This is a genomic window from uncultured Ferrovibrio sp. (assembly GCF_937960835.1).
In the GTDB taxonomy this organism is placed as follows: Bacteria; Pseudomonadota; Alphaproteobacteria; order Ferrovibrionales; family Ferrovibrionaceae; genus Ferrovibrio.
Map to the genome: position 1 here is coordinate 252,327 of NZ_CALGPC010000006.1, position 26,994 is coordinate 279,320.

Genomic DNA, 26,994 nt, shown 5'->3' on the forward strand with positions numbered 1-26,994 from the left:
ATGATTGTTACCGAAGCGCGGGCGACGCTCACGCTGGCGTTGCCGATTGCTGGAACGCAGCTTGCCCAGGTCGCCATCCACACCACCGACGTCTGGCTGCTGTCGCATTACAGCGAAGCGGCCCTGGGCGCGGCCTCCCTCGGCATTGCGGTCTATAACATCCTGTGGATGCTGGGGCTTGGGCTGTCGATGGTGACGCCCGCGCTGGCTGCGCAGGCGCGCGGCCGCGATGCGCAGGACAAGGATGGCGTCCGCCATGCCGTGCATGACGGTCTGATCTGCACCGGCATTTATGGCCTCGTCTGCACGGTGGCCTTGTGGTTTGCCGCGTCGTTCTTCCGCCTGACCGGACAGCCCGAATCTCTGACGGCTTTGGCCGCGCCCTTCCTGCAGGCGGTCAGCGGCATGTTCATTCCCTCGCTGTGGTTCATGGTGCTGCGCGGCTTCTGTGCCGCGCTGGAGCGGCCGCGTCCGGCGATGGCCATGATGCTGATGGCGATCATGCTCAATGCGGGCATCAATTCCGTGCTGATCTTCGGCGCTTTCGGCCTGCCTGCCTTGGGTGTCGTCGGCGCGGGCATAGGATCGAGTCTCGTCAACCTGATCACGGTGATCGGTCTCGGGCTTTACATTGCGCGCGATCCGCAGTTCCGCGAATACCGGCTGGCGAATGGCTGGTGGCGCACCACGGCGGCGCGTTTGCGCGGGTTTTTGCGCATCGGCGTACCGATTTCGCTCACGCTTGGCGCCGAGGTCGGGCTTTTCTCAGTGGCAGCACTGCTGATGGGGCGGATCGGCACGGCGGAGGTCGCCGCGCATCAGATCGCCCTGCAATGGGCGACCATCGCTTTCATGGTGCCGATGGGGATCGGCCAGGCGGCGACGGTGCGCGTCGGCCTCGCGGCTGGCGCAAGCGATGCCGCGGGCGTGATGCGGGCCGGCTGGATCGCCATCCTGATGGGCATCGGCTTCATGGGCTGTACGGCCTTGATTTTTGCCTTTGGCGGCGAATGGCTGATCCGCGTCTTCGTCGCCGACACGACATCCAGGGTTTACGCCCTGGCAGTGTCGTATCTTGGCATGGCGGCCCTGTTCCAGCTCGTGGACGGCGCACAGGCGGTGGCAAACGGCGCGCTTCGCGGCCTGAAGGATACCGCCATCCCGATGGTGATGACGGTGATCGGCTATTGGGGCATCGGTTTCACCACTGCGGTCTGGCTTGGCTTCTACACCGCGCAGCAGGGACGGGGCGTCTGGGCCGGTCTGGTGGTCGGACTTTCGGTGGTGGCGGCCATGCTGCTCTGGCGCTTTGCCCGGCGGACGCATAGGCTGCGCCGCATGCAGATGCGGAGCGTGGCATGAAGGCGCCAAAGATCAGGCTGGATCAGGCGCTGGTCGAGCGCGGCCTGGCGGAAAGCCGCGCCAAGGCGCAGGCCGCCATCATGGCTGGCCTGGTGTTTTCCGGTGACAAGCGCCTGGACAAATCCGGCCAGATGATCGCCGCCGACCTGCCGCTGGAACTGCGCGGCAAGCCGCATCCCTGGGTCAGCCGTGGCGGGATTAAGCTTGCCCATGCGCTGGAGCATTTCGGCCTGTCGCCGCAGGGACGCATCTGCATCGATGTCGGCGCTTCCACCGGCGGCTTCACCGACGTGCTGCTGCAGCATGGCGCGGAGAAGGTCTATGCCGTGGATGTCGGCGAGGGGCAGCTGGACTGGAAGCTGCGCAACGATCCGCGTGTGGTGGTGCTGGAGAAGACCAATGCGCGGCATCTCAGTGCGGATCAGGTGCCCGAGGCGGTTGGCGCCGTGGTCTGCGATGCCAGCTTCATCGGCCTGGAGACGGTGCTGCCCGCGCCTTTGGCGCTCGCCGCGCCGGGCGCCTGGGCGGTGGCGCTGATCAAGCCGCAATTCGAGGTCGGCCGCGAACGTGTCGGCAAGGGCGGCGTGGTGCGCGATCCGGCCTTGCATGAGGAAGTCTGCCAGCGCATCGCCGCCTGGTGGAGCGCATTGCCTGGCTGGCGCGTGCGCGGCATCGAGCCGAGCCCGATCCTCGGCCCGGAAGGCAACAAGGAGTTTCTGATCGCAGCGGATTACGATCATGCGTGACGTGGAAGGCATCATTGCGCGCATGGGCGGGCAGGGCCATGGCGTGCTGGAGAAGGATGGCGAGCGCTATTACGTGCCCTATACCGTGCCGGGCGATCATGTCGCCGCGAAAGTCGGCGAGGCGCGGGGCGATGGCTTCGCTGCCCAGATCAGCGTGCTGGAAGCGGCGGGGCCCGAGCGCATCGAGCCTGTCTGCGCGCATTTTCAAAGCTGCGGCGGCTGTGCCCTGCAGCATTGGGCGGATGCGCCCTATCGTGCCTGGAAGCGTGACAAGCTGGCTGCGGCGCTGGCTCGCCGCGGCTTTGAGACGCCGCCGGTGCAGGATCTGCTTGCCGTGCCGGATCAGTCGCGCCGCCGTGCCGAATTCGTTGCCCGGCGCGTGAAGGACCGCGTGCTGATGGGCTTCCATGAAGCCGGCAGCCGCAAGATCGTCGATCTCGCCGAATGCGCCGTTTCGCGGCCCGGGCTGGTTGCGGCATTGCCGGGCCTGCGCGAAGCATTGCTGCCGGTGCTGGGCGATGGCTGGGCGGTGGATGTGAAGGTTACCGACACCACGACCGGTCTCGATGTGCTGATCACCGGCAACATGAAGGTGCGGGTGCAGGAGCGCATCGGCCTCAGTAAAGCGGCAAAGGCAATGAATCTCGCGCGCCTGAGCTGGCGGCGCGAGCTGCGCGGCGGCGAGCCGGAACTGCTCTATCTCGGCGACCGGCCGCCGACCGTGATGTTCGGCGAGGTGCCGGTGGTGCTGCCGCCCGGCGGATTCCTGCAGGCCACCGCCGAGGCCGAGCAGATGATGATGGACTTCGCGCTCGACGCTTTAGGCAATGCCAAGCGCGTGGCCGATCTTTTCTCCGGCTGCGGCGCCTTCGCGCTGCGGCTGGCGGCCGCCGGCAAGCAGGTGCTGGCCGGCGATGCCGATCGGCCCGCCATTGCCGCCTTGCAGGCTGGCGTCAATGCGGCGGGCTTGAGCGGCAGGGTCACAGCCGAGGCGCGCGACCTCGAACGCCGGCCGCTCACCGGGCCGGAGCTGAAGAAGCTCGATGCGCTTGTGCTCGACCCGCCGCGCGCCGGCGCCAAGGCGCAGGTGCAGCAGATCGCCGCTGCGGCCGGCTCAAAGCAGGCCCCGCCGCTCATCGTCATGGCGGCCTGCGATCCGGCCAGTTTTGCCCGCGACGCCCGCACCCTGGCGGATGCCGGCTACCGGCTGGAACGGGCCGTGCCCATCGACCAGTTCCGCTGGTCGCCGCATCTGGAAATCGTCAGTATTTTCAGGTGCTAACGGGGGTATGCGGGAGGGGTTGCAAAGCCCCGGCGGAACCGCTATATCCCGGCGCCTGAACCGATCCGGTCCCTGCTGGGGGATCGTCTAACGGTAGGACCCCAGACTCTGACTCTGGTTGTCTAGGTTCGAATCCTAGTCCCCCAGCCAACTCTCCGCTCCGGCGGCTTTCCCATATTCCTGATGTCGGTTTTCAGATTAGTTGGCAATTTCTCAAAGAAGTTGGCAATTCCGACCGGACATTCTGGCAATCGGTGAGAATCACTGCCGCGTTTCGAACTACGGTTCGCGGCGCGACGTGGTAAAATCCATCCAAATCGCAGGCAGAAATTTCGGCTGCCAGTGAGCGATCCGGAAGGATCCCAGATGTACTTGCCGCGGAAATGGCCCGTCGGCATCTCGCTTCTGACCGATGAGAGTTTTGCGTCTTGGTTTGCTCGCATCGCATGGGCGCATGGTGCCACACCGTCTGAACTCTATCGTATTGCCTTACCCGGTGCGCGCATCGGTGGGGTCGATCTGGACAGGCACGCCTGCGACGATCTGATCTTTAACCTTTCCCGGGACGCCGGCTTGCCGGCGCTTACCCTTGAGGCTGCCACGCTCCGGCGCTGGCGGGGCTCGGTCTATGACAACGACGACGGCAAGACGCCGATCGTCTGGCTGCCACCAGCCGGACGTGCTTATGCAAAGAGCTCTTTCGGGCAGCAGGTCTGCCCGTCCTGCCTGGCCGAAGATCCAGAGCCGTATTATCGGACCAGCTGGCGCCTTAGCTTCTACAGCGTTTGTACCCGGCACCGGCAGATAATGGTTGATCGTTGTCCTGGCTGTACCCACCCGCTTCATCCCTCGAACACGGTTTCTGGTGCCACATTGGCGCTGTGCGGCTTCTGCGGCTTCGATTTGCGGGCGATTGCAGCAGCGAAGGTTCCTGAGAGAGATTTGGCCGCTCAGATTCGACTTCTAAAAGTCGCCGATGGTGATTGGCAGCCAATGGGCGATTATGGACCGATACACCCGGTCTTGTTCTTCCGCCTATTTACGCTGCTTTACAGGTTGGTTTCGTCCGATCGCCATGCGCTTCCGTTGCGACAATTATTGATGCCGCCCAAAAGCGACGTCAGGGCTGAAGCCATCCCGCGCATTCGTGAAATCGACAGGCATCCCGCCCGAGTACGCCATCTGTTGGTCAACCTGGCGTCGCAGATGGTCCAGGATTGGCCGCGTCGCTTTGTTGACGCCTGCGATGCTGTGGGTCTGCATCGTTGGCTGCTCGTCAAAGAGCCAAAAGATGTACCATTTGCCTATTCGGACGCTGTATCCCGACACTTGGTTCGGCAAATGCACCATGTTGGCGCCGAGGAGGTTGATACCGTTTCGCGGCATCTCTCCGCAGCTGGACAATCCCCAACTTACGAAGCGTTGCAAGGCATCCTTGGCGTTAAATTCCACGCCGCGCGCAAGCTCGCAGCGCCTGTGAAGGCTCACAAACCATACGGAACCCATAGATACTGGAAGCTCGATGGGGTTTCCCCCACTACGAGAGCAGCTGTGAAGCAAGCCGCGCACAAAGCTGGAGAAAACGTTGGCGCGTGGGTAGATCTCGCCCTGCAAAGCGCTCTGAAAGCTCAAGCGAAGAGGTAACTGAAATGCCTGTACGCCGCATTAGAGCAAACCCGCGTAGTATCACTGGCGCCGTGACTGGTGCGGATGGAAATTTTATCGACTTTGAGTCGCTCTTGGAGCGGGACTATCTAGTCCTTACCCGCTTTCAGTATCCGAGCGCGAAAATCGAAGAGCAGCCAGTCAAGATCCCATATGTCATGGATAATGGCCGTAAGAGCCACTACACCCCCGATTTTCTGGTGGAATACGAGCAAGGTCCGAGTGAACTCGTCGAAGTCAAGCCAGCTGAGGTGCTAGTTAAAGAGAAGGAAGCATTCCTGGCTCGTTTTGCTGCAGCCGCGGAATATGCTGCAAATAAGGGCTGGGATTTCGTCATCAAATCAGAGATCGACGTTAAGCTCCCTGTCCTGCCTAACGCACATTTCCTGATTCACTACAGGACGCTCAAGCCAAAGCCTGAGCTCTGCGCGCGCCTCATGTGCGAGGCAGAATCTGGCCCCATTCCTGTTGGCAACCTAATCGCGAGTGCAATCTGGGAGGCATCCGAAAGGTACAGCGCAATACCACAGGTTTGGCGGTTGCTGGCGACAGGCATGCTCGATGCCGATCTAAATGTTCCATTGAACCAAGGCTCACTCGTATGGGCTCAGGCGAGGTAGTTCAGGTGAAGAGGCTATCGACATTTAAGAAGGGGACCAACGCTTACCTGCATGGGCGGCGTTGCACCATTATTGGTACTGCGGGGACAAAGTCTGTCCGGATCGTATTCATGGATGGTGGTCAGACTGTTCAGACTGATATCGAGAACCTGTGGGAAGACATTTCTCCCGACGATATGGGAGCCGATGTTTCAATCGATATCTTCCATCCCAGCGATATAGAGGTAGCTCGTGAGCGCCTGGAAATTATTGAACCTATCGTGTCTCTACTCAACAAACCCGCCAAGGATGAAGCTTTTAAGGCACTTTATAAGGAGATCAGTCAGAAGAGCGGGCATAGCGTAAGAACGTTGTACCGCTGGGTTTCCGATTATACCGGAAGAAGTCTGCTAACAGACTTGGCGCCCAAGAGGCGAAAACGTCATAAGCGACGGCTCGATAGCAAATCAGAAGACATCGTTGAGGATGCTCTGAAGAAGTATCTGTCAGGCCGTAGACCATCAATTAACGCGATCTATAAAACGATTGCACAGCAATGCAAAGATGTAGGCGTTGAAATTCCACACTTGAGTACATTGCGTCGGCGAATAAAGGATTTACCGCCGAAAGAAATTCTCGCTAGCCGCCTCGGCCCCAAGGCCGCGAGAGACATGTACGAGCAGATCCAGGGGCACTATCCCGGGGCTGACTATCCACTCGCATATGTTCAAATTGACCACACACTTCTCGATATCCAAGCGGTAAGCGCACGGGATCGCCTTCCGATCGGTAAGGTGTGGCTGACAGTGGCAATCGATGTATATAGCCGAATGATCGTGGGCATTTACATCACGATTGAAGCGCCTAGTGCGTTTTCGACGTGTATGTGCATCCGACATGCCGTCTTGCCCAAGGAGAATTTTTTACTGGGGCTAGATGTCAAAGGAGAGTGGCCGGTATGGGGATTCATGCGGAATTTGCATGCGGATAATGGCCCCGACTTCCGCAGTGAGGTGTACAAGGCCAATCTGCAGCAATACGGGTGCTGGCCATTGTGGCGCAAGCTGCGTCAGCCGCACTACGGTGGCCATATTGAGCGCCTCATTGGGACGATCAATCGTGTTTTCCATGATCTGCCAGGGACAACATTTTCAAACCCTCGGGAACGAGCAACATACGACTCCGAAGGTAATGCCGTATTCACGATCGATGAGCTTGAACAGGTCGTGGCGCATTGGGTGGTGAATATTTACCACAGGACCCTGCATGAAGAACTGGGATGTACGCCTCTGGAGAAATGGGAGGCTGGCATACTTGGCACGGATGGCTCGCCAGGTGTTGGCCTGCAGGATCGTGCCGAAGATCCGGAGCGGGTAGCGCTTGACCTGCTGCCATTTGATGAGCGCACGGTGCAGCGTGACGGAATCACATGGGAGAAGATCACCTATATTTCCGAAGCGCTCATACCGTGGATCAAGGCTGATGAAGGCCGTGTGCGCAAAAAGTTCAAAGTTCGCCGGGACCCGCGAGACGTCACTTGTGTCTGGTTTTTAGACCCCAAGAGCGGAGTATATCACCGGATTCCAGAGGAAACTCGGCAGATGAAGCCAATATCCATATGGGATCATCGGCTTGCGAACAGCCTTAAACTGAAGCGCGGCGGACGGGTTGCCAGCACTCTCGATACCTTGGATGCGCACCGAGATCTGGAGCGCATGACCCAGGCAGCCGAGGAAAAGACGAATATGGCAAAGGGTGCGCGGCGGAAAGCCGAGCGGCAGCGCCGTAATCAAAAGACCCTCGGAGATGAGGCGTATGCCGGCAAACCAGATTTGACGTCTGCGCAGCAGAAGATTAAAGCGCCGGTACGACCGCGTTTGGTCGTGAATAATGACAATCTCAGTAAAAAACCGACACGCCAGATCAATGACGACAATGACCTCGATCTGTCGCTGGATGATTTGACGGCACGTGCGGAGGAATTATGACCGAACCAAATATGGTTGATCCTGTCTGTGGCACAGGATCGAGTTTACTAGCTGCAGACTTCAATGAGTTGCGAAAGCCTTGCTGGATATCATATCCACGAGGCGATGTAGGGCTGCGGAAACTGCGTGATTTGATTAAGGCGCCTGTGAGTCACCGGCCGGGTGGTATGCTTCTCTATGGAGATTCTAACAGCGGAAAAACAACGCTGGTCCGACATTTTCAGAACCTCCGCTCGAAAAGTAGCGATGATGGTGACGACGATTATCCGTTCGAGGGTGGCAATGCGACGATGATCTTCCAATCGCCGCCGTATCCGTCAACCGGCGCTCTCTTAACCGGTGCTTTGCGAAGCCTGAATGCACCCCACCAGGAAACATGGCATTGGGAGAAGAAGCTGGCCGCGGCGGTCGCCATCCTTTCGAAGACCAGCGTACGTATGATCGTCATTGATGAAATACATAACGCGCTTACGGGACCGCATGACAAGCGGGTGCATTTCCTGAACACGATCAAATATCTTTCCAATGAGTTGCGGATCCCGATCGTGGTTATCGGGACGAGCCTGGCGCTCAGCACTATTCAGACCGATCAGCAACTCGGCAGCCGGCTTGTGCCTTTCAAGCTACCGAAATGGGAGGCCGACAAGGAGTTTGCCCATTTTCTTGGACGGATATTCGTGCACCTAAAGGTCAACCCGTTGCCTGCCGTCAATTCTCGCAAATTCCGTGAGCGCTTCATCCATATGACGGATGGCCTTACGGGGGAAATCTGGAATCTTGCGGTTCTGACCGCTGAAGACATGCATGCCAAGACCATTGATATCGTCGAAGAGCAAATGCTGATCGATGCTCCTTGGGTTCGGCCGCAGGATCGGCGAATCGAAAGCTAGGCCGTCTGATCAGAGATTACTTCTAGGGAGGTGACCGTGCCGAATTTTCGTTCGTTTCACGATGGCGTTTTTGAATGCGCTAAAATCGACGGGGACTTTCGGCGATCATTACTGCGCGAATGCGCAGGGTTACTCCTGAATCAAGAATTCGAGGTCGCTCACAGGCTGGTCAAGAATTACATCCTCTCGGCCGACTACATTGAGAGAATGTCCGAAGAGCTTGAGCTGGATGGTGGCACAGAGGCCGTCATCAATCTGCTTGACCCGGAAGTAAATGATGAGGGTACCAGGCTGCTTCTGGCGCTTATTATCATACTTCAGAATGAAGGATTGTCCCTGATCACACGACGACAGATTTCTGTCGATCGACGGCGGCTATCCTGATGCCGATCAGTCGGTCTTTCGATGAGACAGCTGCGGCCCGTGCAGCCCGCGATAAGGAATTCGCCCGAGGTCTTCTTGTCGAAGCGATATCTGTATTAGGCTCAGAGCCGGAAGTTGCTTCAGTGCTCATCGGTCATTATATCGACGGTACAGGCGATATTGACCGCCTGGCCGTAGCAATGGGCCTTCCGGGAACGGATGGCCGGTCTGCAATGCTAAATCCAGGCGCGACACCGTTTGTCACTTTCATGCGCGGCCTTGATTCACTCTGTAAGGCGGAGGGAATGTCCGCCGCGGTATCTTGCCTAGCGCCGGGTATTCAGCCCTTAGAAGAATGGACGCCAGCACATCACAGATTGGCTCTGGTGCGCATCGAAAATCTAATGGATGCAGCCGCAGGCTCTCCGGATGCAGCCGAGCTGGCTGCGCTCGGAGAAAAAGTCGCGTCCTATGAACGACTATGTTTTCCCCATCGCAGACGAACGCTAGCCGAGCACATACAGGATTTTCTGCGTAAGGTCCGGGAACGAAAGCCCTGGGAATAGGCATGCAACTGTCTGAAATTGTTTTTATGGATTCTGAGGCCTCAGCTCTGCGGGACGGTTACCCCGTCGAGGTGGGGTGGGCATGGGTCGAGGGCAGCGATGTTCAGGCCGAGAGCATGCTCATCTCGCCTGCCGACGAATGGCTGACACCAAGCTTCGTATGGGACCCGATTGCCGAAGGTCTTCACGGTCTTCCGCTAGCCAGGTTGCGGGCGGAAGGTGTAACCCCGTCCGAGGTCTGCGACGTTCTCAACGAACGTCTGCAGGACAAAATTGTCGTTTTCGATACGGGCCCTGATGGGGTCGATCGGCATTGGCTGGACCTTCTGTATTTTGAAGGTGGGCAGCATCGACACTTCAAGCTCGGCGGATCGGCGAGTGAAGTCCTCTTGGCGCTGGCAGCTGGTCATGGCCTGACGGATGCCGATCTGCTGCAAATAAAGAAGTGGGCGCCGGAAGCGACCCATCACGCAGCGATCGATGCCGCACACTATGCTTGGTGTGCAGCGGCTATTCAGTTAATGACAAGTCAAATGCCAGATGAAGGAATTGAAAGAATTGTACACCTGATATCAGTTCGGGGCGCAGTTAGAAAGTAGCAGATGGTAAAAATAGCTTCATGAAATGAGTTGTGTGAGCTTCGAGAAGCCTAAACTGGTGGCTATATTATCCCGTCGATCTAACGGTAGCAGCCGAAATTACTGATCTATGAATGCAACAAGCCATTCGGAGGCAAAGGGTCATGTATGATCGTCAGCAGCGAAACAAGTTGCGCGAATGACATTGAACGTGCACTAGCGAAGTATTCTAGACCGCAGCCTGCTTCCGCTCCATTCTGGCAGCTCTCCAGACATCGTTCGCAGCCCCTACATTCATCGCCGCGATAGCGGTGCCGACAATCAGATCTGGCCAGCCCGATGCCGTATAGGCCGTCGCCACGGCAGCCAGCAGGATGGCGCCATTCGCATAGGCATCGTTCCGGGCGGACAGGAAGGCCGCCTTGGTCAGGCTGCCGCTATGATGGCGGAATTTCACCAGCACATAAGCGCAAACCACGTTGACGGCAAGAGCTCCCAGGCCAGCCAGCGACAGAGGGACCGGTTCTGGCGGAACGGGCGCCAGGAACTTCTCCCAGGCCATCCATATGGTCGCCAAACCTGGAACCAGCAGGATCCCGGCCAGCGCCATGCCCAATCTGCTGCGCGCCTGCAGCGACCAGCCTAACGCAATCAGAATCAGGAAATTGACTAAGGCATCTTCCAGGAAATCAACGCTGTCGGCGAACAGGGAGACCGAGCCGATCGTCAGGGCGACAGTAAACTCGATGAAAAAATAAATCAGGTTGGCACAAGCGACGAAACCAACCGCCTTTCGCAGTTCGACATTGTCGCTCGGATCAATCGCGCCCATGTGTCGTTCCCGAAGGAAATGCCAGTCTGACAATTAGGCCAGGCCTGTTGTCCTGCAACGTCACCTGTATGTGATGTAGTTCCGCCACCGCTGACACCAGTGACAGGCCCAGTCCGTTGCCTGCCGTCGTGCGACTGCTTTCCAGGCGATAGAAGCGCCGGAAAACCTTTTCACGCGCTTCCGCGGGAATGCCTGAGCCAGTGTCAGACACAATACCCACAATGCCATCTGGGCTATCCTTGAGGCCGAGGTAAATGGTCGTTCCGGGCGGGCAATGCCGAATGGCATTCTCCACCAGGTTGACGAGCATTTGGGTCAGCAGTTCCTTATCGCCGTGGACCAAGACGCCATCCTCGATATCGGCGCTGATGAACTGACCGTTATCTTCAGCGACAGCAGAATAGGTCTCGCAAATCGACCGGAACAGAATGGACAGGTCGACCGTGCTGAAGCCTGCCTTTCGCGTACCAGCTTCAATCTGTGCAATTCGCAGCAAGGCTGCGAAGGTTTGCAGAATGGCGTCCACATCCGAAATGGCGAGGTCGACAGCCGATGTGTAACCTTCAACGCTCATGCTGCGCGCCCGAGCAGCTTCCAGCTTCTGGCGAAGTCGACTCAGGGGCGTGCGCAGGTCATGTGCGATGTCGTTGGATACCTGTCGCAGACTCTCAATGAGCGCCTGGAGCCGGTCGAACATCTCGTTCAGACCCTGCGCGAGCCGGTCCAGCTCATCGCCAGTACCTCGTGTCGGGATACGGTCATGCAGATTGCCTGATACGATAAACTGGGCAGTACGCGAAATCTCATCGACGCGACGCAAGAAGCCTGTGCTCAACAGTATACCGCCACCGAAGCCCGAAACGATAATTAGGGCAAATGCCAGCCCGAAGGCGCGGAAAATGGCCTCCTCGGCCTCAATGACACGGAGACGGTCTTCCGCCACAAGAAGGAAGCTTCCGTCTGTAAATTTCTTGCCAAAGGCGATCAGCATGTGCTCGCCTTTCTGATCATGGTCCAGATCATCAGGGCCGGTTGGTGGCGTTGGACGGATAAATTCATGCCAACCGACAACAGGATCCCGCATCGGCAAGCTGCCGGCGAGCCGCTGTCCCGCCGGGTCGAGGAGAAGGTAGTAGGTCGTCGGGCGACGGCCAGAACTAAGGCGAATCTCAACTTCATCCTTTAGATGAGGTAGCCCATCTTCATCATACTCCTCGGTAAGCGCCTCAATTTCGGCGGAGATGATATGGTTCAAGCCATCTCGCAGGGCATTGCTGGTGACGATGTAAACCACGCCGAGCAACAGTAATACCGACACGCCGAATATCCCCGCATAGAGCAGGGCCAAGCGGAAGCCGATTGTCTTGACGATCCTATTCAGGCGCATGCAGTTTATACCCGGCGCCCCGAACCGTGTGAATCAGTTCTTGACCAAAACCACGGTCCACCTTGCTGCGCAGGCGGCTAATATGCGTCTCGACTACATTGGTCTGCGGGTCGAAATGAAAGTTCCACACGTTCTCCAGCAACATCGTTCGGGTGACGACGCGACCGGTATGCCTGATCAGGTATTCTAGCAGCTTGAATTCCTGTGGTTGCAAATCGATGCGTTTGCCGCCCCGTGTCACCGTCCGGCGAACCAGGTCCATCTCCATGTCCGCCACACGCAGGGTGGTATCAACATTCACTACGGGCGGACGGCGCGCGAGCGCATTCACGCGAGCCAGTAGTTCGGCAAAGGCAAAAGGTTTGACGAGATAGTCGTCAGCACCGGCTTCCAGACCCTCGACACGATCATCGATGCCACCCAGCGCGGTCAGGAACAGGACCGGCGTGCGAACCGCTGCACCGCGTATGGTCTTCACGATGCCTAACCCATCGAGTCCGGGCAGCATGCGGTCGACAATCATGACGTCGTAAGGTTCGCCGGCAGCCATAAACAGGCCATCGCGACCGTTTGCCGCATGATCGACAGTGTGTCCAGCCTCTTTCATCCCGCCGACGATGTAATCGGCAGTTTCCTGATCATCTTCGATAAGCAGCAGCTTCATCGCTGTCGATTGGCTCAATCAAATTGTTGCCGGACCCGCCACGGAGACTACCTGTCCAGCATACCCAAGCAACGGACTTTACAGGGAAAATCCAAATATTACGAAATTGTATAGTTCGGGCATCCTTGCCCCAATGCTTGCTTGCTCATAGTGGCTCCGTTTTCATCCTCACGGGGCTCTCTTTATGGCTAGCCAGCCAGACATCTCAGTCGTCATCCCGGTCCACAATGAGGAAAAGTGCATTTCCGCATTGGTCTTAGAGACCTGCCGGATTCTGCGCGGCCAACTTGCATTCGAGATTATCGTCGTAGACGACGCCTCCGATGACGACACATGTGACTTGCTTCAGCAATGCATGGAAGCAATTCCAGAACTGCGACCTCTACGCCACGGAAAACAGGCCGGACAATCCCGAGCCATCATGACCGGCGTCCAGGCTGCCCGCGCTGAGATCATTGTCACCATGGACGGCGATGGCCAGAACGATCCCGCCGATATCTTAACTTTCTGGACCGCGATGCAGGGCGCTTGGGACGGCACATTCCTGCTGCTGGCGGGGCAACGGGTGCGCCGCCAGGACACCTTCATCAAGAAGGCCTCATCCAAGGTCGCCAATATCATCCGTTCGTCGGTTCTGCGCGATGCGACTCCTGATACCGGTTGCGGTATGAAAATGTTCAGCCGTCAGCTTTTCCTGCAGCTCCCCTTCTTCGATCATATGCACCGTTTTCTGCCGGCACTGGTCATCCGTATGGGCGGGCGTGTGGTCTCCTTGCCGGTGAACCATCGCCCTCGACGTGGCGGCCGTTCGCACTACGGCACGCTCGATCGGCTGGTTGTCGGCCTGATTGATCTCTTTGGAGTCTACTGGCTGCGTCTTCGCTGGACCGATAGCGGCGGCGCTACTCTCCTGTCAATCAAGAACAATAACTGAGATTTCGAATGTGGCCGGAATATCTTCAAAGGCTGCTCGACAGCTTCGACGTCTGGGCATTGGTCGGGTTCCTCGGCCAGCTCGTATTCGCCTCCCGCTTTGTCGTTCAGTGGATTCACGCTGAACGCGTCGGCCGCAGCGAAATCCCGCTTGCCTTCTGGTTCCTCAGTGTGGCCGGCGGCGTAATCTTGCTCTTTTACGCTGTCCAGCTCGCCAATATCGTCTTCATCGTAGGTCAGGTCACCGGCCTCGCCATCTATCTGCGGAATCTGCACCTGATTCTCCAGTCCCGGCGGTCTATGCCTTCTCAGCAGAGCATCGCCGGTGCTTGAACGCAAAGACTACTCCCATCTGACGCCGTTCCTGCTGACTGGCGCCGTCATCCTGATCAGCCTTTACGCTCGGCCGCTACTGCCGGTCGACGAGACGCGCTACCTGTCCGTCGCCTGGGACATGCATATCAACAACGATTGGCTGGTCCCGCACCTGAACGGTGAGCCATACCACCACAAGCCGCCATTGCTGTTCTGGATTATCCGCCTGCTCTGGCTGACGTTCGGGGTTTCCGAATTCGCTGCTCGCCTGGTCGCTCCGATATTCGGCATCGGCGCCTTGTGGCTGACGCAAATTCTCGGCCGACTGCTCTGGTCCGGCGAGGAAGGCCGCAAGGCTGGCATCTATGCATCTCTGATGGTGGCATCCGCCAGTTGGTGGATGGTTTTCTCGTCACTGGTGATGTTCGACCTGATGGTCGCCTTCTTCGCTATGCTGGGATGCGTCGGTCTGGCTTACACGGCGCGCACTGGAAAGCTGCTGCATGGCATGGCGATGGTCGCAGTGGCCATTGGCGGCGGCATCCTCGCCAAAGGCCCCGTCATTTTCCTATTCATTGTCCCGGTAGGCTTGCTCGCACCCATTTGGGCACCCCCCGAAAACCAGATCCGCTGGCGGCAGTGGTATGGCAGCCTGCTGGCAGCCGTATTGGCCGGTACTGCCGTTGGGCTGGCCTGGGCCATTCCAGCGGCAATCTCAGGTGGCGAAGATTTTGCGGAGAACCTGCTCTGGGGTCAGACTGTCAACCGGGTTTCAAACAGCTTTGCCCATCGGCGGTCGTTCCTGTGGTACCTACCGCTGCTGCCTCTCATCCTTTTCCCGTGGTCGATCTGGCCGAATAGCTGGCGTGCCCTGACACGCTGGTCGCACACGACCGACCGTAGCGTCTTCCTGACCGTTCTTCTCCCAGCACTGGTCTTCCTTTGCTTCTGTGTAATCAGCGGCAAGCAGCCCCAATATCTGCTGCCGCTATTTCCGCTGCTGATGCTGGCGATTGCCCGCGGCATCACGATGCCGGGCCGGGCCATGAATCGGCCGGCGGCCTGGCCTATCACCGGCACCCTGGTGTGTCTTGGCGTTGGACTGCTGGCGGCGCCATTCATGCTTCTGGTGGATGCCCGCCTTGAAGGCGCCGACTGGTCGGGCATCGTGCTGAAAGCACATGTACCTGCCGGGCTTGCGGTCCTCGCGGTGGCCGCCTTGTGTCATTGGATGGCGCGTCGAGGTCAAGTCGAAGATGGTCTTCATGCCTGCGTCGTGGCCGTTTTCGGTCTCTTTGCCATTCTGCATCTGGCAGTATTCAACCCGCATTTACGCGACGCCTATGACCTTGGTCCTATCAGCCGCGTCATCGCTGAATACCAGAAGTCCGGGTACGACATTGCTTTCGCCGGCGACTACGCCGGGGAATACAATTTCAGCGGCCGTCTGAAGCAGCCACTCGCGGAACTCCACCTCAATGAGGTCTCGGCTTGGACCGCGGCCCATCCGGACGGCATCGTCGTGACACTGCTCCGCGATGAGCTCGCGTCATTCCCGCCGCTATTCAGCCAAGCTCAGCGTGGCCGCACCGCAGTCCTGCTACCGTCCCGCGCATACCGTACCGGGACAGACCAATCGCCCATGTCCCTCAGTGCAAGTGCTTTAGCGAGGCAGGCACAATGATGATGGCGCCTGCACCAAGCACTTTGAAATTCCGCATCCTGCAGCTAAGCGCGCGCCGGGACAGATGGATGCTTCCACTGGTGATTGCCTTCTTCGTATGCCCTTTGGCGGCCTTTCTGATCGATCCTTGGCTGGCCCTATTTATCCACGGGAAGCGCGATAGCTGGGTAGTCAGCGTCGCCCAGTGGGTAACGGATTTCGGAAACGCCTGGCGATACTTGCTTGGCCTGGCGGTCCTGCTCGCGGGCTCCTACATCTTCAAGAATGCCAGCAATTTCCGCGCTCGCTGCATTTATGTCTTCGTGAGCATATGCGCGAGCGGCGCCATCACCGAAGTGCTCGCATTCATCATCGGCCGGTCCCGTCCGAGGCTTCTTATAGAGCAGGGCATATACCAGCTTTCCCTATTCAACGGCTTCAAGCCTTACGACTCCCTGCCATCCTCGCACGCCGCGTCCGTGCTAGCCTTCGTGTTTGCCGCGGCCCTGGTGTTCCCCAATGCGCGGGGAGTTCTATTCATCTACGGCTTCTTGCTGGCAATCACGCGCGTCCTGATTAATGCCCATTACTTTGGCGACCTCGTCGCCAGCGCGGCAGTATCCGGAGCTGCTGCTCTATTCCTGTTGCGATACCTGCCGCAGAAAAATACAGCCCTGACTCCAGACACAGTCGTGAATGGCCCTACCTGATGAAATCCTCAGAGTATCTCAAGGGTCTTTTTGCTGCGACTGGGCGCAGTAATAGCCGGCTTCTGGATTTTCTGGGCGCTTGTGCATTTCGGCCTGGAATTCTGGATCTACTTGCTTCGCCATTAAGGGGTGCGCCCAATGCGGCTTCCGAACCGTTTCAGCTTCTGGCTGCTATGTATCGTTGTTTTTGTGGTTATTTCAACGCTTGTACGCTTGGGCCTCGCCACCTGGATTGCCGTGGAAGGGCATTCAGTCCGAGGGCTACTGATAACTGTCGTGGTAGGTATTTTCCATGACGCTAGTATGGGCTTAGCGCTCGGCCTGCCATTTCTGGTCGGACTCTATTTGCTGAAATTTGCATGGCAGCGCAGGACTGGTCGCTGGCTTGCACATGCAATTCTATTTGCGTTCAGCAGTGTATTGATTTTCTCGGCTGGCGCTGAATTCTTATTTTGGAATGAGTTTAGCAGCCGGTTCAATGGCATTGCCGTCAATTACCTCATCTTCCCGCGCGAGGTGATCGGCAATATCGGTGAGTCCTTCAATCTTGGCCTGTATCTGCCAATGGCGGCTCTGATTGCTCTGGTGCTTTACTGGAGTCTCCGCCGCCGCCTGGATGCGGCGCTTGCGGCTCGCCTATCGCCCGCCGAGTTGATCGGCGTTGCCAGCAGTGCTCCTATCCTGGCCATCATCGCGGCATTGAGCCTTTACTGGGCGCCATTCGGCCCCAGCCGCGACCGAGAGATCAATGAGGTTGCCCAGAACGGTCTGTTCAGCATGGTCAGGGCATTTCTGACTAACGATTCCGAATATGATGGTCAGTATGCCGGTATGGATGAAACTGCCGCTATTCCGCTGCTCCGCGGTATGGTTGCTCAGGACAATACGGTTTTCCTGACACCGAAAGGCTCGCGCAGCCTGATGCGGCATGTGGACAATGGCCAGAAGCTCAAGAATCTGAATATCGTTCTCGTCATCAACGAGTCCTATGGCTCAACCTACATCGACAGCCTGGACAACAAGCGCGGAGAGTCCATTTCTCCGAACATCGACAGGCTGGCCAAAGACGGCCTGTTGTTCACCAACGTCTATGCGACCGGCGACCGCACAGTGCGCGGCCTGGAAGCCCTACTGACGTCCTTTGCTCCCATTCCCGGCATCTCGACTGCTCGCCGCAGCGGGTCTGAGGGCATGAATTCCGTGCCGCTCCTGTTGCGCCAGTTCGGTTACCGCAGTGCCTTCCTGTACGCGGGCGACGGACGCTTCGACAATATGGGCCACTTCTGGGAGACCATTGGCTTCGACAATGTCTGGGACGAACGTGACTTCTCCGAGAAAGGCTTCAAGACGATCTGGGGCTATGCCGACGAGTATCTGTACAAGGAGGCTACTGCACGCCTCGACCAGATGACCAAGGATGGCCAGCCAGCCTTTCTGGCCATGCTGACCGTATCCAACCATCGCCCCTATACCTATCCTGAAGGCCGGATCTCCAAAGATCCGAATGCCAAGACGCGGACGAATGCTGCGACCTATGCCGATTGGGCATTCGGCAACTTCGTGGACAATGCGCGCGGCAAGCCATGGTTCGACAACACGGTATTCGTATTCATCGGTGACCATGGCCCAAAGATTAACGGCTCGGCCCATGTGCCGGTCGATGGCTTCCGCGTTCCGCTGCTCTTCTATGCGCCCAAGCATATTGTGGCAGCACGAGACGGCACTCTCGGGTCCAGTCTGGACATGGCACCGACCCTGATGGGTCTGCTCGGCATCAGCTTCGACAGCCCATTCTTCGGGATCGACTTGCGCCGCGTGCCCCCCGGCGGCGGGCGCATGACGATGGCGCACAACTTCTCAGTCGCGTTCGGAACGCAGAACAAACTGGTAGTGCTGGAACCCAATCGAACGGTTCGTGGCTACACCTTCCAACCCGGCCCGGCACCGCCTCGATGGCAGAAGGAGCCGGACCCGGAAGTCATGCAACTCGGCATAGCCCAGACGCAGACGGCGCACCGGATGTTCTATGCCCGTCAATACCATGACCTGTCAGAACAGACCGGAAAGCAGTACGACCCGAGCAAACCTCGGCCGACAGCGGAGCTCCGGCATTGACTTCCGCCATTCTCTACTCAAGGAGGGAGTAGATGTTTGGTAAATGGCGAATTCGATGTAGGTTTTGCACGGATTGATGGCGAGCCTTTAATGCCATGGCAATCCAGTGACGTGGCTTATCCTTTGTCTCAATTATGGGACGTGGGTATGGACACAGTTCAGCAATACCTCAGTGCCAATTTGGCAGCCATTGGTCGTCGCGCAGGGCTCTAAGATGTTGATAAGGCATAGTTTATCTTGCAAGATGACGAAATCTAAAAATGCAGGATAAATTATGTCTTGCCAATAAAGCTGGTCCTTGGGAATCGTTTGCCAAAATGTCTGGTGATTCCTTGCCAACGACTCGGATTCGACTCGCCCGACTCACGCAAAAAATTGCCATCTACTCTGGTAAGTGACACCTGAAATAGGTATTCCTGAAATAGGCGCGCCGCATCTCGGCGCCTGCTGCATTGCAACGTCGCATCAGGGCGCCGCAGCCATCCCCAAAGGTGCGCGAAAACGCCTGATTTGCGCCTCTGCGGCAGCGGGGGCAGGCGAGATAGCAGACACAGCTTGATCACAACCCAGAATGGGCTTGGCGTCGCTAAATGGCGCCATGATCATCGTCGATAAAGCCCTCCAGCACTACGAACTTGAGCACGGCCGCCCCATCCGCGTCGGCATGATCGGCGCGGGATTCATGGCGCGCGGCATCGCCCTGCAGATCGCAACGGCGGTGCCCGGCATGCGGCTGGTTGCCATCGCCAACCGCAATCTCGAGCCGGCCAGGCGCGCCTATACCGAGGCCGGCCAGCCGGTGCCGCGGGTGGTCGAATCCCCCTTCGGCCTGCGCAGCGCCATCGCCGCGGGCCAGCCGGCGATCACCGAGAACTGGCGCCTGCTCTGCGAGGCGGAGGAGATCGACGCCATCATCGAGGTGACGGGCTCGATCGAATATGCGGCCCATGCGGTCTGCGCCGCCATCGAGAACGGCAAGCATGTCATCCTGATGAATGCCGAACTGGACGGCACGGTGGGGCCGCTGCTGAAGCGGCGCGCCGACAAAGCCGGCGTCGTCTACACCAACGCCGATGGCGACCAGCCCGGCGTGACCATGAACCTCTACCGCTTCGTGCGCGGCATCGGGGTGCGTCCGGTCCTGTGCGGCAATATCAAGGGCCTGCACGATCCGTATCGGACGCCGACGACGCAGGCGGAATTCGCCCGCCGCTGGAAGCAGAAGCCGCATATGGTGACCTCTTTTTCGGATGGCACCAAGGTCTCTTTCGAGCAGGCGATCATCGCCAACGCCACCGGCATGGGGGTTGCGCGGCGCGGTATGCTGGGGCCGACGGTGGAAGCCGGAACCCCCATCGATAAAGCCGCACAGCTTTTCCCGGCCGATGCACTGATGAGCGGCGAGGGCATCGTCGATTACGTGGTCGGCGCAGCTCCCGGCCCCGGCGTCTTCGTGCTCGGCACCATCGAGCATCCGACGCAGCGGCATTACCTTGCCCTCTACAAACTCGGGGACGGGCCCTTCTATTGCTTCTACACGCCCTATCACCTGTGCCATTTCGAGGTGCCCAATACGGTGGCGCGCGCGGTGCTGTTCAAGGACGCCGCCATCGCGCCCATTGCCGGGCCCTGCGTCGAGGTCGTGGCGGCAGCGAAGACCGATCTCAAGGCCGGCGACACGCTCGACGATCTCGGCCATTACATGACCTACGGCCTTTGCGAGAATGCTGATGTGGTGCGGCGCGAGCGGCTTTTGCCAATCGGCATTGCCGCCGGCTGCCGGCTGCGGCGCGACATTCCGAAAGATGCGGTGCTGACCTACGATGATGTGGAGCTTCCCGCCGACCGCCTGATCGACCGTCTGCGCGCCGAGCAGGACGCGGTCTTTGCGCCAGCCCAGGCGCCGGAGTACGTCCGGCCGCTTGCCGCCATGCCCGCGTAACCGGCTGGAGCGCTCCATGACCAGCCAGCCCCTCGTGAGCGTTGTCACGCCGGTCTATAACGGCGCAGCCTATCTGGCTGAATGCATTGAGAGCGTGCAGCGCCAGGGCTATGGCAATTACGAGCATGTCATCCTCAACAATGCCAGCAAGGATGACACGCGCGCGATAGCGGAAAGCTATGCGCGCCGCGACCGGCGCATCCGGGTGATCACCAACGAAGCCACCTTGCCGATCATCGAGAACTGGAACCGCTCGATGCGGCTGATCTCGGATGCCAGCGTCTATTGCAAGGTGCTGCATGCCGACGACACGCTCTATCCTCATTGCCTGGAAGAGATGATGCGGGTGGCGCTGGCGCATCCTTCCGTCGGGCTGGTCGGTTCGCTGCGCCAGCGCGGCGAGGAGGTCGAATGTGGCGGCCTGCCGGCGGACCGGGAAGCCTTCCCCGGCGTCGAAATCGCGCGGCTCTTCCTGGCGCAGAAGGTTTTCTCCCTGGCGCCAAGCTCCGGGCTGATCCGCGCCGATCTGGTGCGGGCGCGCTATCCGGCCTTCTATCCGACCCAGTTCCTGCATGCCGATCTGGCCGCCTATTTCGATCTGCTGGACCGCGTCGATTACGGCTTCGTGCATCAGCTGCTGTGCTTTTCGCGCAAGCACGAGACATCGGTGACGTCGACAGTCGCCGAGCGCAACCAGACCCTGATGCGCGAATGGCTGGTTTTCCTGAGGGATTACGGCCCGCGCTATTTCAACGCGGCTGAACTGGCCGAGCTGGAACGCGCGCATCTGCGCCGCTACTACCGCCTGCTGGTGCGCGGCGCGGTCACCGGCCGCGGCGGCTCGTTTCTTCGATATCACCTGGAAGGCTTAAAGGCCGCCAAGCGCGTGCCGAATGCCTTCGGACTCAGCCGCGCCGTGGCCGCCGAAGTCGCAGCCGCAATCAGCAATCCGGGCAAGCTCTATCACGTTCTCTCCGGCCGCCAGCCGCCCAGGCCGACGCGTGAGCCAGAGCCGCCCGATGTGCCCATCGCGCCGTTGCTCTCCGCCGTTCAGGACCATCCCGCGCAACATCATTCCCCACCGCCAGGCAAGCCATGATCCGCGTCCTTCATATCTCCCCGGCCGACGGCGATGGCGGCGCGATGGTGGGCGCCTACAAGCTGCACAAGGCGGTTCAGGCGGCGGGCGTCGACTCGCAGATGCTGGTGCTGCGCAAATACACCGACGATCCGACAGTCATTCCGCGCAGTGGCTCGCCGCGCTCGATTCTTGAGATCATGCGCGACCCGCTCGATCGCATTCCGCTGAAGATCTACGACTGGTCGCCGCATAACTGGTGGTCGGTCGGCTGGCTGCCCTTCAACATCAGGGAAGCGGTGGATCGCCTGAAGCCGGACATCGTCCAGTTCCATTGGGCCGGACGCGGAGCCGTGCCGATCAAGACGATCAGCCAGCTTCGGGACTATCCCATCGTCTGGACCTTGCGCGACATGTGGCCGCTGACCGGCGGCTGCCATTACGCGGGCGATTGCAACAAGTACATGCGCAGCTGCGGCGCCTGCCCGCAGCTTGGCTCGAAAAGCAATTTCGACATCAGCCGCTGGCAGTGGAAGCGCAAATACCGCGCCTGGCACGGCACGCCGATCACCTATATCGCGCTCAGCAACTGGATCGCGGAATGCGCCCGGCAAAGCCCGCTGACTTTCGACAACGAGATCACCGTCATTCCGAACGGCGTCGATGTCGACCGCTTCCGGCCGGTGGACAAGATTACGGCGCGCCGCATCTGGGGTTTGCCGCTGGATAAGAAGATCATCCTGTTCGGCGCCGTGAACGTGCATGATCCGCGGAAGGGATTCTCCTACTTGTCCAAGGCCATTCACCTGCTGAACGAGCAGGGGTGGGGAGACAAGGTTCAGCTCGTTGCCTTCGGCAATCCGCTCGGCTCCACGCAGTTCGATTTCCCGGTGCGCTATGTCGGCCGTCTGCACGACGATCTCAGCCTGGCGCTGCTTTATGCCTGTGCCGATGTCATGGCGGCGCCGTCTGTCTACGAGAATGCCGCCAAGACAGTTCTGGAGGCGATGGCCTGCGGCGTTCCCGTCGCCGCCTTCGCCAATACCGGCCAGGTCGACCTCATCGATCACAAGCTCAATGGCTATCTGGCGCAGAATCTCTCCGCCGAAGATCTGGCGCTAGGCATCGCCTGGTGCTTGGCGGAGGAAAACAGGGACAGTCTCGCGCAGGAAGCACGCGCCAAGGTGCTGCGCTGCTTCGATATCAGCAAGATCGCGCAACACCATGTCGCGCTCTACGAGCGCCTGATCGCCGCCCGCGGGCGGGCGACGGCAAACGACAGCCTTTCCGGTTTGGATGCGGAAGCGGTGCGGTCGATGATCGACGACACGCTGATGCGTCCGCAGAATGGGAGAGTGTCATGAAGGTAGTCATTCTCGCCGGCGGATTCGGCACCCGCATCAGCGAGGAGAGTGCGATCAGGCCAAAGCCTCTGGTCGAAATCGGCGGCCAGCCGATCCTCTGGCATATCATGAAGATCTATTCAGCCCATGGACTGAACGACTTCATCATCTGCTGCGGCTACAAAGGCAACATGATCAAGCATTACTTCCGCAACTACGCTTTCGAGTTGTCGGATCTTACGCTCGATCTGCGCAGTAACGACGTCCAGGTGCATAAGAATGGCGTCGAACCCTGGAAAGTGACCCTGATCGATACCGGCCAGGACACCATGACCGGCGGCCGCATCAAGCGGGTGAAGGATTATATCGGCGACGAAACCTTCTGCCTGACCTATGGCGATGGCGTCGGCGACGTCGACATCAGCGACCTGATCGATTTCCACCGCAAATCCGGCGCCCTTGCCACCGTGACGGCCGTGCATCAGCCGGGCCGTTTCGGCGCGCTGAACCTGCTGCCGGGCCAGACCCAAGTGAACGGCTTTCGCGAGAAGTCGAACGAGGACGGCATCTTCATCAATGGCGGCTTCTTCGTGCTGGAGCCGGAAGTGCTCGATTACATCGATGGCGACGACACGGTGTGGGAGCGCGAACCGCTCGAGAGGCTGGCCGCAGAAGGCAATCTGGTTGCCTACCGGCATCGCGGCTTCTGGCAGCCGATGGATACCCTGCGGGACAAGAGCGTGTTGGAAGGCTTGTGGCAGAAAGGGGAAGCGCCATGGAAGATCTGGTGATGGATACCGAAATCCGGCCGGTGCGCAGCGAGCCGGTGCGCGAAGTGCCGCGCAAGGTGCTTCTGACCGGCGCGGACGGCTATATCGGCAGCGTGATGGGGCCGCGCCTTGTGGAGCAGGGCTTCGAGGTGACCGGCGTCGATGTTGGGCTTTACCGGGCCGGCTGGCTGTTCCATGACGGCAAGGACCGTCCGCCGATCCTGATGCGGGATGTGCGCGACCTGAAGCCGCAGGATCTGCGCGGCTATGACGCGGTGGTGCATCTGGCCGAGTTGTCCAACGATCCGCTGGGCGAGCACGACCAGGGCCTGACATATGCCATCAATCATGAGGCATCGGTTTCGCTGGCCAAGGCGGCCAAGGCCGCCGGCGTGCGCCGCTTTGTCTACGCTTCGTCCTGCAGCGTCTATGGCGCAGCTGCGGATGAGGAGCCGCGCACCGAGCTGTCGCCGACCAATCCGCAGACCGCCTATGCGCGCTGCAAGGTGATGGTCGAGCGCGATGTCAGCGCCTTGGCGGATGCGGATTTCTCGCCGACCTTCCTGCGCCTGTCGACGGCGTTCGGCGCCTCGCCGCGGATGCGCTTCGACGTGGTGCTGAACAACCTCGCAGGGCTTGCCTGGACCACGGGGAAGATCGCCATGAGCAGCGACGGCACGCCCTGGCGGCCGCTGGTGCATATCTCGGACATCTCCGATGCGTTCATCGCCGCGCTGAAGGCGCCGTCCAACGCGGTGCATAACCAGATCATCAATGTCGGCACCGAGGCCAACAACTATCGCATCCGCGAGATCGCCGAGACCGCAGCGAAGGTTTTCCCTGGCTGCGAAATCTCGTTTGGCGATAACGGCGCCGATAATCGCAGCTACCGGGTCTCGTTTGCAAAACTTGGCCAGTGCCTGCCGGATTTCCGCTGCCAGTGGACGGCGGAGAAAGGCTTCCGGCAGTTGCGGGCAGTCTTCGAGCGGATCGCGATGACCGATGCGGTGTTCAACGCGCCGCCTTTCACCCGGCTGAAGCAGCTCCGGCAGTTGCTGGAGACCGGCCAGTTCGACGCCAACCTGCGGTACAAGCCCTATGAAATTCACTGAGACCAAACTGCCCGGCGCTTTCATCATTGACCTGGAGCGGCGCGAGGACGACCGCGGGTTCTTTGCCCGCGTCTGGTGCCGCAAGGAGTTTCTCGATCACGGTATCGATATCGACATCCTGCAGGGCAACCTGTCGGTCAACCCGGTACCCGGCACGCTGCGCGGCATGCATTACCAGGAGAAGCCTTATGGCGAGGCCAAGCTGGTCCGCTGCCAGCGCGGCGCGATCTATGACGTGATCGTCGACCTGCGGCCCGGCTCGCCCACCTTCCGGCAATGGATCGGCGTCGAGCTGACGGCTGAGTCCCACCGGATGCTGTACGTGCCCGACGGCTTTGCCCATGGCTTCCAGACCCTGGTCGAGAATTCGGAAGTGAATTATCTGGTGTCGCAATACTACACGCCGGATGCTGGCCGGGGTGTGCGCTACGACGATCCGGTGCTGAATATCACCTGGCCGCTGCCGGTCAGCCGGATCTCCGAGCAGGACAAGGGCTGGCCCTTGCTGGCAGCAACCGTTCCCGCTGAATAAGCCTGAATAGCGTTGATGTGATGGCGCCGTCATCCCTGCGAGGATGACGGCGTTATCATAATTCGCCCGGTGCTGATCACGTCGCGCACCAGCGCCGGAGCGAAGAGGCGGGCAGCCCCGATATAGAGCGCCACGCCAACCCCGATGGCGATGGTCAGTTGCAGCGGCGCGCCATATCCAGCCGGCAGGGCCCATAATGTGGCTGCGACGCCGGCGGCCATGGCGGCGGTGGCTGCCAGGGCTGGCGTCGCCATGCCCAGCATCGCGGGCATCGAAATGCCCAGGAAGCGGTGCATGACATAGATGTGGATCGGCATCAGCGACACCGACTTGCAGACCCAGAAGATCGCCACCGCAGCGATGCCGAAGAATTGCGACATCACGACGATGCCGGTCATGCCGATGGTGAAATACAGGATCGCGCTATACAGCGCCCAGGCCGGCTTGCCCAGCGCGCGATAGCCGGCGCTGAAGAACATCAGATAGAAGGCCGGCAGCATGTCGAGCGCCAGAATGCCGAAAAGCGGGATGCTTTCCTCCCACTTGGCGCCGAACATGACCTGAATAGCGGGCTCGGCCGTTACCGCCATGCCGGCGCCGATGGGAAAGCCGATCAGACAGCTCATCTTGGTGGCGCGGGTGAAGGCGCGCACCAGCGCCGGGCGGTCATGCTGCAGCTTGGCGAAGGTGCTGAAGGCGACCTGATAGACGGCCGAGGCGATCAGCGCGCGCACCAGCTGCACCATGCGCCAGGCGACGCTGAAATGGCCCAGGATGACGGTACCGAACATGCTGCCGACCAGCAGGTTCATCATCTGCTCGCCCAGTGCCGAGATCACCTGGCTGGTGGAAACATGGAAGCCGAATTCACCCATCTCGCGCAGACGCTGCAGCGAGAAGCGAAAATGCGGCCGCCAGCGCGCCGCGATCACCACGGCTGCGCTGCTGATCACCGCGGCAATCAACTGCTGGCCGACCAGGCTCCAGAGCCCAAAGCCGGTCAGCGCCATGATCACGCTCGCCACCGCGCCGATGGCCCGCCCGGAGACATTGCAGATCGCCAGGGTGCGGAAACGCAGATCGCGTCGGAAAATGGCAATCGGCACGGCACCCAGCGAATTGACGATCAAGAGCGTAGAAAGCCACGGCATGATGACGGCGAGTTTGGGCTCATTCAGCCATTGGGCCGCCGTATCCGCGCCCAGGGTACAGAGAAGGCAGAGCAGGATGGCCGTGCCCAGCGTGCTCCAGAAGCCGGTATCGAGATGCTCGGGCGTCAGGCGCAACTGCAGGACGATGGCATCGACGAAGCCATAGGCGATGATCAGGTTGAAGATGATGATGAAGGCGCTGGCCAGTGCCACCGCGCCGATATCGCCGGGCTCCAGGATACGCGCCAGGATGATGAAGGAGCCCAGCGACAGGATGGCGACGCCGACGCTTTCGGTGGCCGACCAGAGTACCCCTTTGATGCTGCGCGTCTTCAGACCATCCGTCATGTCACCCCATTCCACTCCTCTCAGACCCGATCAGACCTGGCAGCGGGCTGCCTGCAGCAG

25 protein-coding genes and 1 tRNA gene are annotated in these 26,994 nt (G+C 59.6%); 22 read left to right on the forward strand and 4 right to left on the reverse strand.

Annotation, left to right across the window (positions count from 1 at the left end; all coding sequences use genetic code 11):
* The 11 genes from Q0603_RS05565 to Q0603_RS05615 all read left to right on the forward strand — a co-directional run bounded on the left by Q0603_RS05565 (position 1) and on the right by Q0603_RS05615 (position 10,060).
* Positions 1-1,362: an MATE family efflux transporter gene (locus Q0603_RS05565; RefSeq protein WP_298723258.1), complete on the forward strand. Its 1,362-nt coding sequence runs from the start codon at positions 1-3 to the stop codon at positions 1,360-1,362.
* Entirely contained in the window at positions 1,359-2,108 is a 750-nt protein-coding gene (locus Q0603_RS05570) for a TlyA family RNA methyltransferase (RefSeq protein WP_298723261.1), read from the forward strand. Before Q0603_RS05565 ends, Q0603_RS05570 begins: the two co-directional genes overlap by 4 nt.
* Positions 2,101-3,390 (forward strand): class I SAM-dependent RNA methyltransferase, encoded by a 1,290-nt coding sequence (locus Q0603_RS05575; protein WP_298723262.1) that lies wholly within the window; start codon positions 2,101-2,103, stop codon positions 3,388-3,390. Before Q0603_RS05570 ends, Q0603_RS05575 begins: the two co-directional genes overlap by 8 nt.
* Before the next feature lie 76 nt (positions 3,391-3,466).
* Positions 3,467-3,540, forward strand: a tRNA-Gln gene (locus Q0603_RS05580).
* Positions 3,541-3,732: 192 nt separating this feature from the next.
* Entirely contained in the window at positions 3,733-5,034 is a 1,302-nt protein-coding gene (locus tag Q0603_RS05585; protein ID WP_298723265.1) for a TniQ family protein, read from the forward strand.
* 5 nt (positions 5,035-5,039) lie between these two features.
* Positions 5,040-5,675: a TnsA endonuclease N-terminal domain-containing protein gene (locus Q0603_RS05590; RefSeq protein WP_298723268.1), complete on the forward strand. Its 636-nt coding sequence runs from the start codon at positions 5,040-5,042 to the stop codon at positions 5,673-5,675.
* Positions 5,676-5,785: 110 nt separating this feature from the next.
* Positions 5,786-7,642: a Mu transposase C-terminal domain-containing protein gene (locus Q0603_RS05595; protein WP_298723271.1), complete on the forward strand. Its 1,857-nt coding sequence runs from the start codon at positions 5,786-5,788 to the stop codon at positions 7,640-7,642.
* The gene (locus Q0603_RS05600; protein ID WP_298723274.1) at positions 7,639-8,532 is read left to right on the forward strand and encodes a TniB family NTP-binding protein; all 894 of its coding nucleotides are present in this window, start codon (positions 7,639-7,641) and stop codon (positions 8,530-8,532) included. The genes Q0603_RS05595 and Q0603_RS05600 overlap by 4 nt, the downstream gene beginning before the upstream one ends.
* Positions 8,533-8,568: 36 nt before the next feature.
* Entirely contained in the window at positions 8,569-8,916 is a 348-nt protein-coding gene (locus Q0603_RS05605) for a hypothetical protein (RefSeq protein WP_298723277.1), read from the forward strand.
* Entirely contained in the window at positions 8,916-9,461 is a 546-nt protein-coding gene (locus tag Q0603_RS05610) for a hypothetical protein (protein ID WP_298723280.1), read from the forward strand. Before Q0603_RS05605 ends, Q0603_RS05610 begins: the two co-directional genes overlap by 1 nt.
* Before the next feature lie 2 nt (positions 9,462-9,463).
* A complete protein-coding gene (locus Q0603_RS05615; protein ID WP_298723282.1) occupies positions 9,464-10,060 on the forward strand; it encodes a hypothetical protein in 597 nt (198 codons plus the stop codon).
* A gap of 208 nt (positions 10,061-10,268) precedes the next feature.
* On the opposite strand, the gene Q0603_RS05620 is transcribed toward Q0603_RS05615, so the two are convergent.
* From Q0603_RS05620 to Q0603_RS05630, 3 genes are read right to left on the reverse strand one after another with little or no spacing between them, the layout of a single operon-like run.
* Complete coding sequence (locus Q0603_RS05620; protein ID WP_298723284.1) at positions 10,269-10,871, reverse strand: cation transporter; 603 nt, start codon at positions 10,869-10,871, stop codon at positions 10,269-10,271.
* Positions 10,858-12,258, reverse strand: coding sequence for a HAMP domain-containing sensor histidine kinase (locus Q0603_RS05625; protein ID WP_298723287.1), 1,401 nt, complete (start codon positions 12,256-12,258; stop codon positions 10,858-10,860). Before Q0603_RS05625 ends, Q0603_RS05620 begins: the two co-directional genes overlap by 14 nt.
* Positions 12,245-12,922: a winged helix-turn-helix domain-containing protein gene (locus Q0603_RS05630; RefSeq protein ID WP_298723289.1), complete on the reverse strand. Its 678-nt coding sequence runs from the start codon at positions 12,920-12,922 to the stop codon at positions 12,245-12,247. The genes Q0603_RS05625 and Q0603_RS05630 overlap by 14 nt, the downstream gene beginning before the upstream one ends.
* Positions 12,923-13,106: 184 nt before the next feature.
* Here Q0603_RS05630 and Q0603_RS05635 point away from each other — a divergent pair, with 184 nt between their 5' ends.
* From Q0603_RS05635 to rfbC, 11 genes are all read left to right on the forward strand, one after another.
* A complete protein-coding gene (locus Q0603_RS05635; protein WP_298723291.1) occupies positions 13,107-13,856 on the forward strand; it encodes a glycosyltransferase family 2 protein in 750 nt (249 codons plus the stop codon).
* Between the two features lie 8 nt (positions 13,857-13,864).
* Positions 13,865-14,188: a lipid-A-disaccharide synthase N-terminal domain-containing protein gene (locus Q0603_RS05640; protein ID WP_298723293.1), complete on the forward strand. Its 324-nt coding sequence runs from the start codon at positions 13,865-13,867 to the stop codon at positions 14,186-14,188.
* Positions 14,181-15,854 (forward strand): glycosyltransferase family 39 protein, encoded by a 1,674-nt coding sequence (locus tag Q0603_RS05645; protein ID WP_298723295.1) that lies wholly within the window; start codon positions 14,181-14,183, stop codon positions 15,852-15,854. Before Q0603_RS05640 ends, Q0603_RS05645 begins: the two co-directional genes overlap by 8 nt.
* The gene (locus tag Q0603_RS05650) at positions 15,851-16,543 is read left to right on the forward strand and encodes a phosphatase PAP2 family protein (protein WP_298723298.1); all 693 of its coding nucleotides are present in this window, start codon (positions 15,851-15,853) and stop codon (positions 16,541-16,543) included. Before Q0603_RS05645 ends, Q0603_RS05650 begins: the two co-directional genes overlap by 4 nt.
* A 138-nt stretch (positions 16,544-16,681) precedes the next feature.
* Positions 16,682-18,658 (forward strand): LTA synthase family protein, encoded by a 1,977-nt coding sequence (locus Q0603_RS05655; protein ID WP_298723301.1) that lies wholly within the window; start codon positions 16,682-16,684, stop codon positions 18,656-18,658.
* A 598-nt stretch (positions 18,659-19,256) separates the two neighbouring features.
* Positions 19,257-20,600 (forward strand): Gfo/Idh/MocA family oxidoreductase, encoded by a 1,344-nt coding sequence (locus Q0603_RS05660; RefSeq protein WP_298723304.1) that lies wholly within the window; start codon positions 19,257-19,259, stop codon positions 20,598-20,600.
* A gap of 16 nt (positions 20,601-20,616) precedes the next feature.
* Positions 20,617-21,699: a glycosyltransferase family 2 protein gene (locus tag Q0603_RS05665; protein ID WP_298723307.1), complete on the forward strand. Its 1,083-nt coding sequence runs from the start codon at positions 20,617-20,619 to the stop codon at positions 21,697-21,699.
* Positions 21,696-23,042, forward strand: a complete 1,347-nt coding sequence (locus tag Q0603_RS05670; protein WP_298723310.1) for a glycosyltransferase family 4 protein — start codon at positions 21,696-21,698, stop codon at positions 23,040-23,042. The genes Q0603_RS05665 and Q0603_RS05670 overlap by 4 nt, the downstream gene beginning before the upstream one ends.
* Positions 23,039-23,812, forward strand: coding sequence for a glucose-1-phosphate cytidylyltransferase (rfbF, locus tag Q0603_RS05675; protein ID WP_298723313.1), 774 nt, complete (start codon positions 23,039-23,041; stop codon positions 23,810-23,812). Before Q0603_RS05670 ends, rfbF begins: the two co-directional genes overlap by 4 nt.
* Entirely contained in the window at positions 23,797-24,903 is a 1,107-nt protein-coding gene (locus Q0603_RS05680) for an SDR family oxidoreductase (RefSeq protein WP_298723316.1), read from the forward strand. The genes rfbF and Q0603_RS05680 overlap by 16 nt, the downstream gene beginning before the upstream one ends.
* On the forward strand, positions 24,890-25,435 hold the full coding sequence (gene rfbC / locus Q0603_RS05685) for a dTDP-4-dehydrorhamnose 3,5-epimerase (RefSeq protein ID WP_298723319.1): 546 nt from the start codon (positions 24,890-24,892) through the stop codon (positions 25,433-25,435). The genes Q0603_RS05680 and rfbC overlap by 14 nt, the downstream gene beginning before the upstream one ends.
* A 29-nt stretch (positions 25,436-25,464) precedes the next feature.
* Here rfbC and Q0603_RS05690 read toward each other — a convergent pair whose 3' ends face one another.
* Positions 25,465-26,934 carry a lipopolysaccharide biosynthesis protein gene (locus Q0603_RS05690; protein WP_298723322.1) on the reverse strand — a complete coding sequence of 490 codons (1,470 nt, stop codon included), beginning with the start codon at positions 26,932-26,934 and terminating at the stop codon, positions 25,465-25,467.
* Between the last annotated feature and the right edge of the window lie 60 nt (positions 26,935-26,994).

What these genes read in the sequence shown, in the direction of transcription:
- Q0603_RS05565 (WP_298723258.1), top strand. Translation starts at nt 1, where the DNA reads ATGATTGTTACCGAAGCGCGGGCGACGCTCACGCTGGCGTTGCCGATT.
- Q0603_RS05590 (WP_298723268.1), top strand. Translation starts at nt 5,040, where the DNA reads ATGCCTGTACGCCGCATTAGAGCAAACCCGCGTAGTATCACTGGCGCC.
- Q0603_RS05660 (WP_298723304.1), top strand. Translation starts at nt 19,257, where the DNA reads ATGATCATCGTCGATAAAGCCCTCCAGCACTACGAACTTGAGCACGGC.
- Q0603_RS05610 (WP_298723280.1), top strand. Translation starts at nt 8,916, where the DNA reads ATGCCGATCAGTCGGTCTTTCGATGAGACAGCTGCGGCCCGTGCAGCC.
- Q0603_RS05575 (WP_298723262.1), top strand. Translation starts at nt 2,101, where the DNA reads ATGCGTGACGTGGAAGGCATCATTGCGCGCATGGGCGGGCAGGGCCAT.
- Q0603_RS05640 (WP_298723293.1), top strand. Translation starts at nt 13,865, where the DNA reads ATGTGGCCGGAATATCTTCAAAGGCTGCTCGACAGCTTCGACGTCTGG.
- Q0603_RS05665 (WP_298723307.1), top strand. Translation starts at nt 20,617, where the DNA reads ATGACCAGCCAGCCCCTCGTGAGCGTTGTCACGCCGGTCTATAACGGC.
- Q0603_RS05670 (WP_298723310.1), top strand. Translation starts at nt 21,696, where the DNA reads ATGATCCGCGTCCTTCATATCTCCCCGGCCGACGGCGATGGCGGCGCG.
- Q0603_RS05620 (WP_298723284.1), bottom strand. Translation starts at nt 10,871, where the DNA reads ATGGGCGCGATTGATCCGAGCGACAATGTCGAACTGCGAAAGGCGGTT.
- Q0603_RS05655 (WP_298723301.1), top strand. Translation starts at nt 16,682, where the DNA reads ATGCGGCTTCCGAACCGTTTCAGCTTCTGGCTGCTATGTATCGTTGTT.
- Q0603_RS05615 (WP_298723282.1), top strand. Translation starts at nt 9,464, where the DNA reads ATGCAACTGTCTGAAATTGTTTTTATGGATTCTGAGGCCTCAGCTCTG.
- Q0603_RS05650 (WP_298723298.1), top strand. Translation starts at nt 15,851, where the DNA reads ATGATGATGGCGCCTGCACCAAGCACTTTGAAATTCCGCATCCTGCAG.
- Q0603_RS05600 (WP_298723274.1), top strand. Translation starts at nt 7,639, where the DNA reads ATGACCGAACCAAATATGGTTGATCCTGTCTGTGGCACAGGATCGAGT.
- Q0603_RS05635 (WP_298723291.1), top strand. Translation starts at nt 13,107, where the DNA reads ATGGCTAGCCAGCCAGACATCTCAGTCGTCATCCCGGTCCACAATGAG.
- Q0603_RS05570 (WP_298723261.1), top strand. Translation starts at nt 1,359, where the DNA reads ATGAAGGCGCCAAAGATCAGGCTGGATCAGGCGCTGGTCGAGCGCGGC.
- Q0603_RS05690 (WP_298723322.1), bottom strand. Translation starts at nt 26,934, where the DNA reads ATGACGGATGGTCTGAAGACGCGCAGCATCAAAGGGGTACTCTGGTCG.
- Q0603_RS05625 (WP_298723287.1), bottom strand. Translation starts at nt 12,258, where the DNA reads ATGCGCCTGAATAGGATCGTCAAGACAATCGGCTTCCGCTTGGCCCTG.
- Q0603_RS05630 (WP_298723289.1), bottom strand. Translation starts at nt 12,922, where the DNA reads ATGAAGCTGCTGCTTATCGAAGATGATCAGGAAACTGCCGATTACATC.
- rfbF (WP_298723313.1), top strand. Translation starts at nt 23,039, where the DNA reads ATGAAGGTAGTCATTCTCGCCGGCGGATTCGGCACCCGCATCAGCGAG.
- Q0603_RS05595 (WP_298723271.1), top strand. Translation starts at nt 5,786, where the DNA reads ATGGATGGTGGTCAGACTGTTCAGACTGATATCGAGAACCTGTGGGAA.
- rfbC (WP_298723319.1), top strand. Translation starts at nt 24,890, where the DNA reads ATGAAATTCACTGAGACCAAACTGCCCGGCGCTTTCATCATTGACCTG.
- Q0603_RS05680 (WP_298723316.1), top strand. Translation starts at nt 23,797, where the DNA reads ATGGAAGATCTGGTGATGGATACCGAAATCCGGCCGGTGCGCAGCGAG.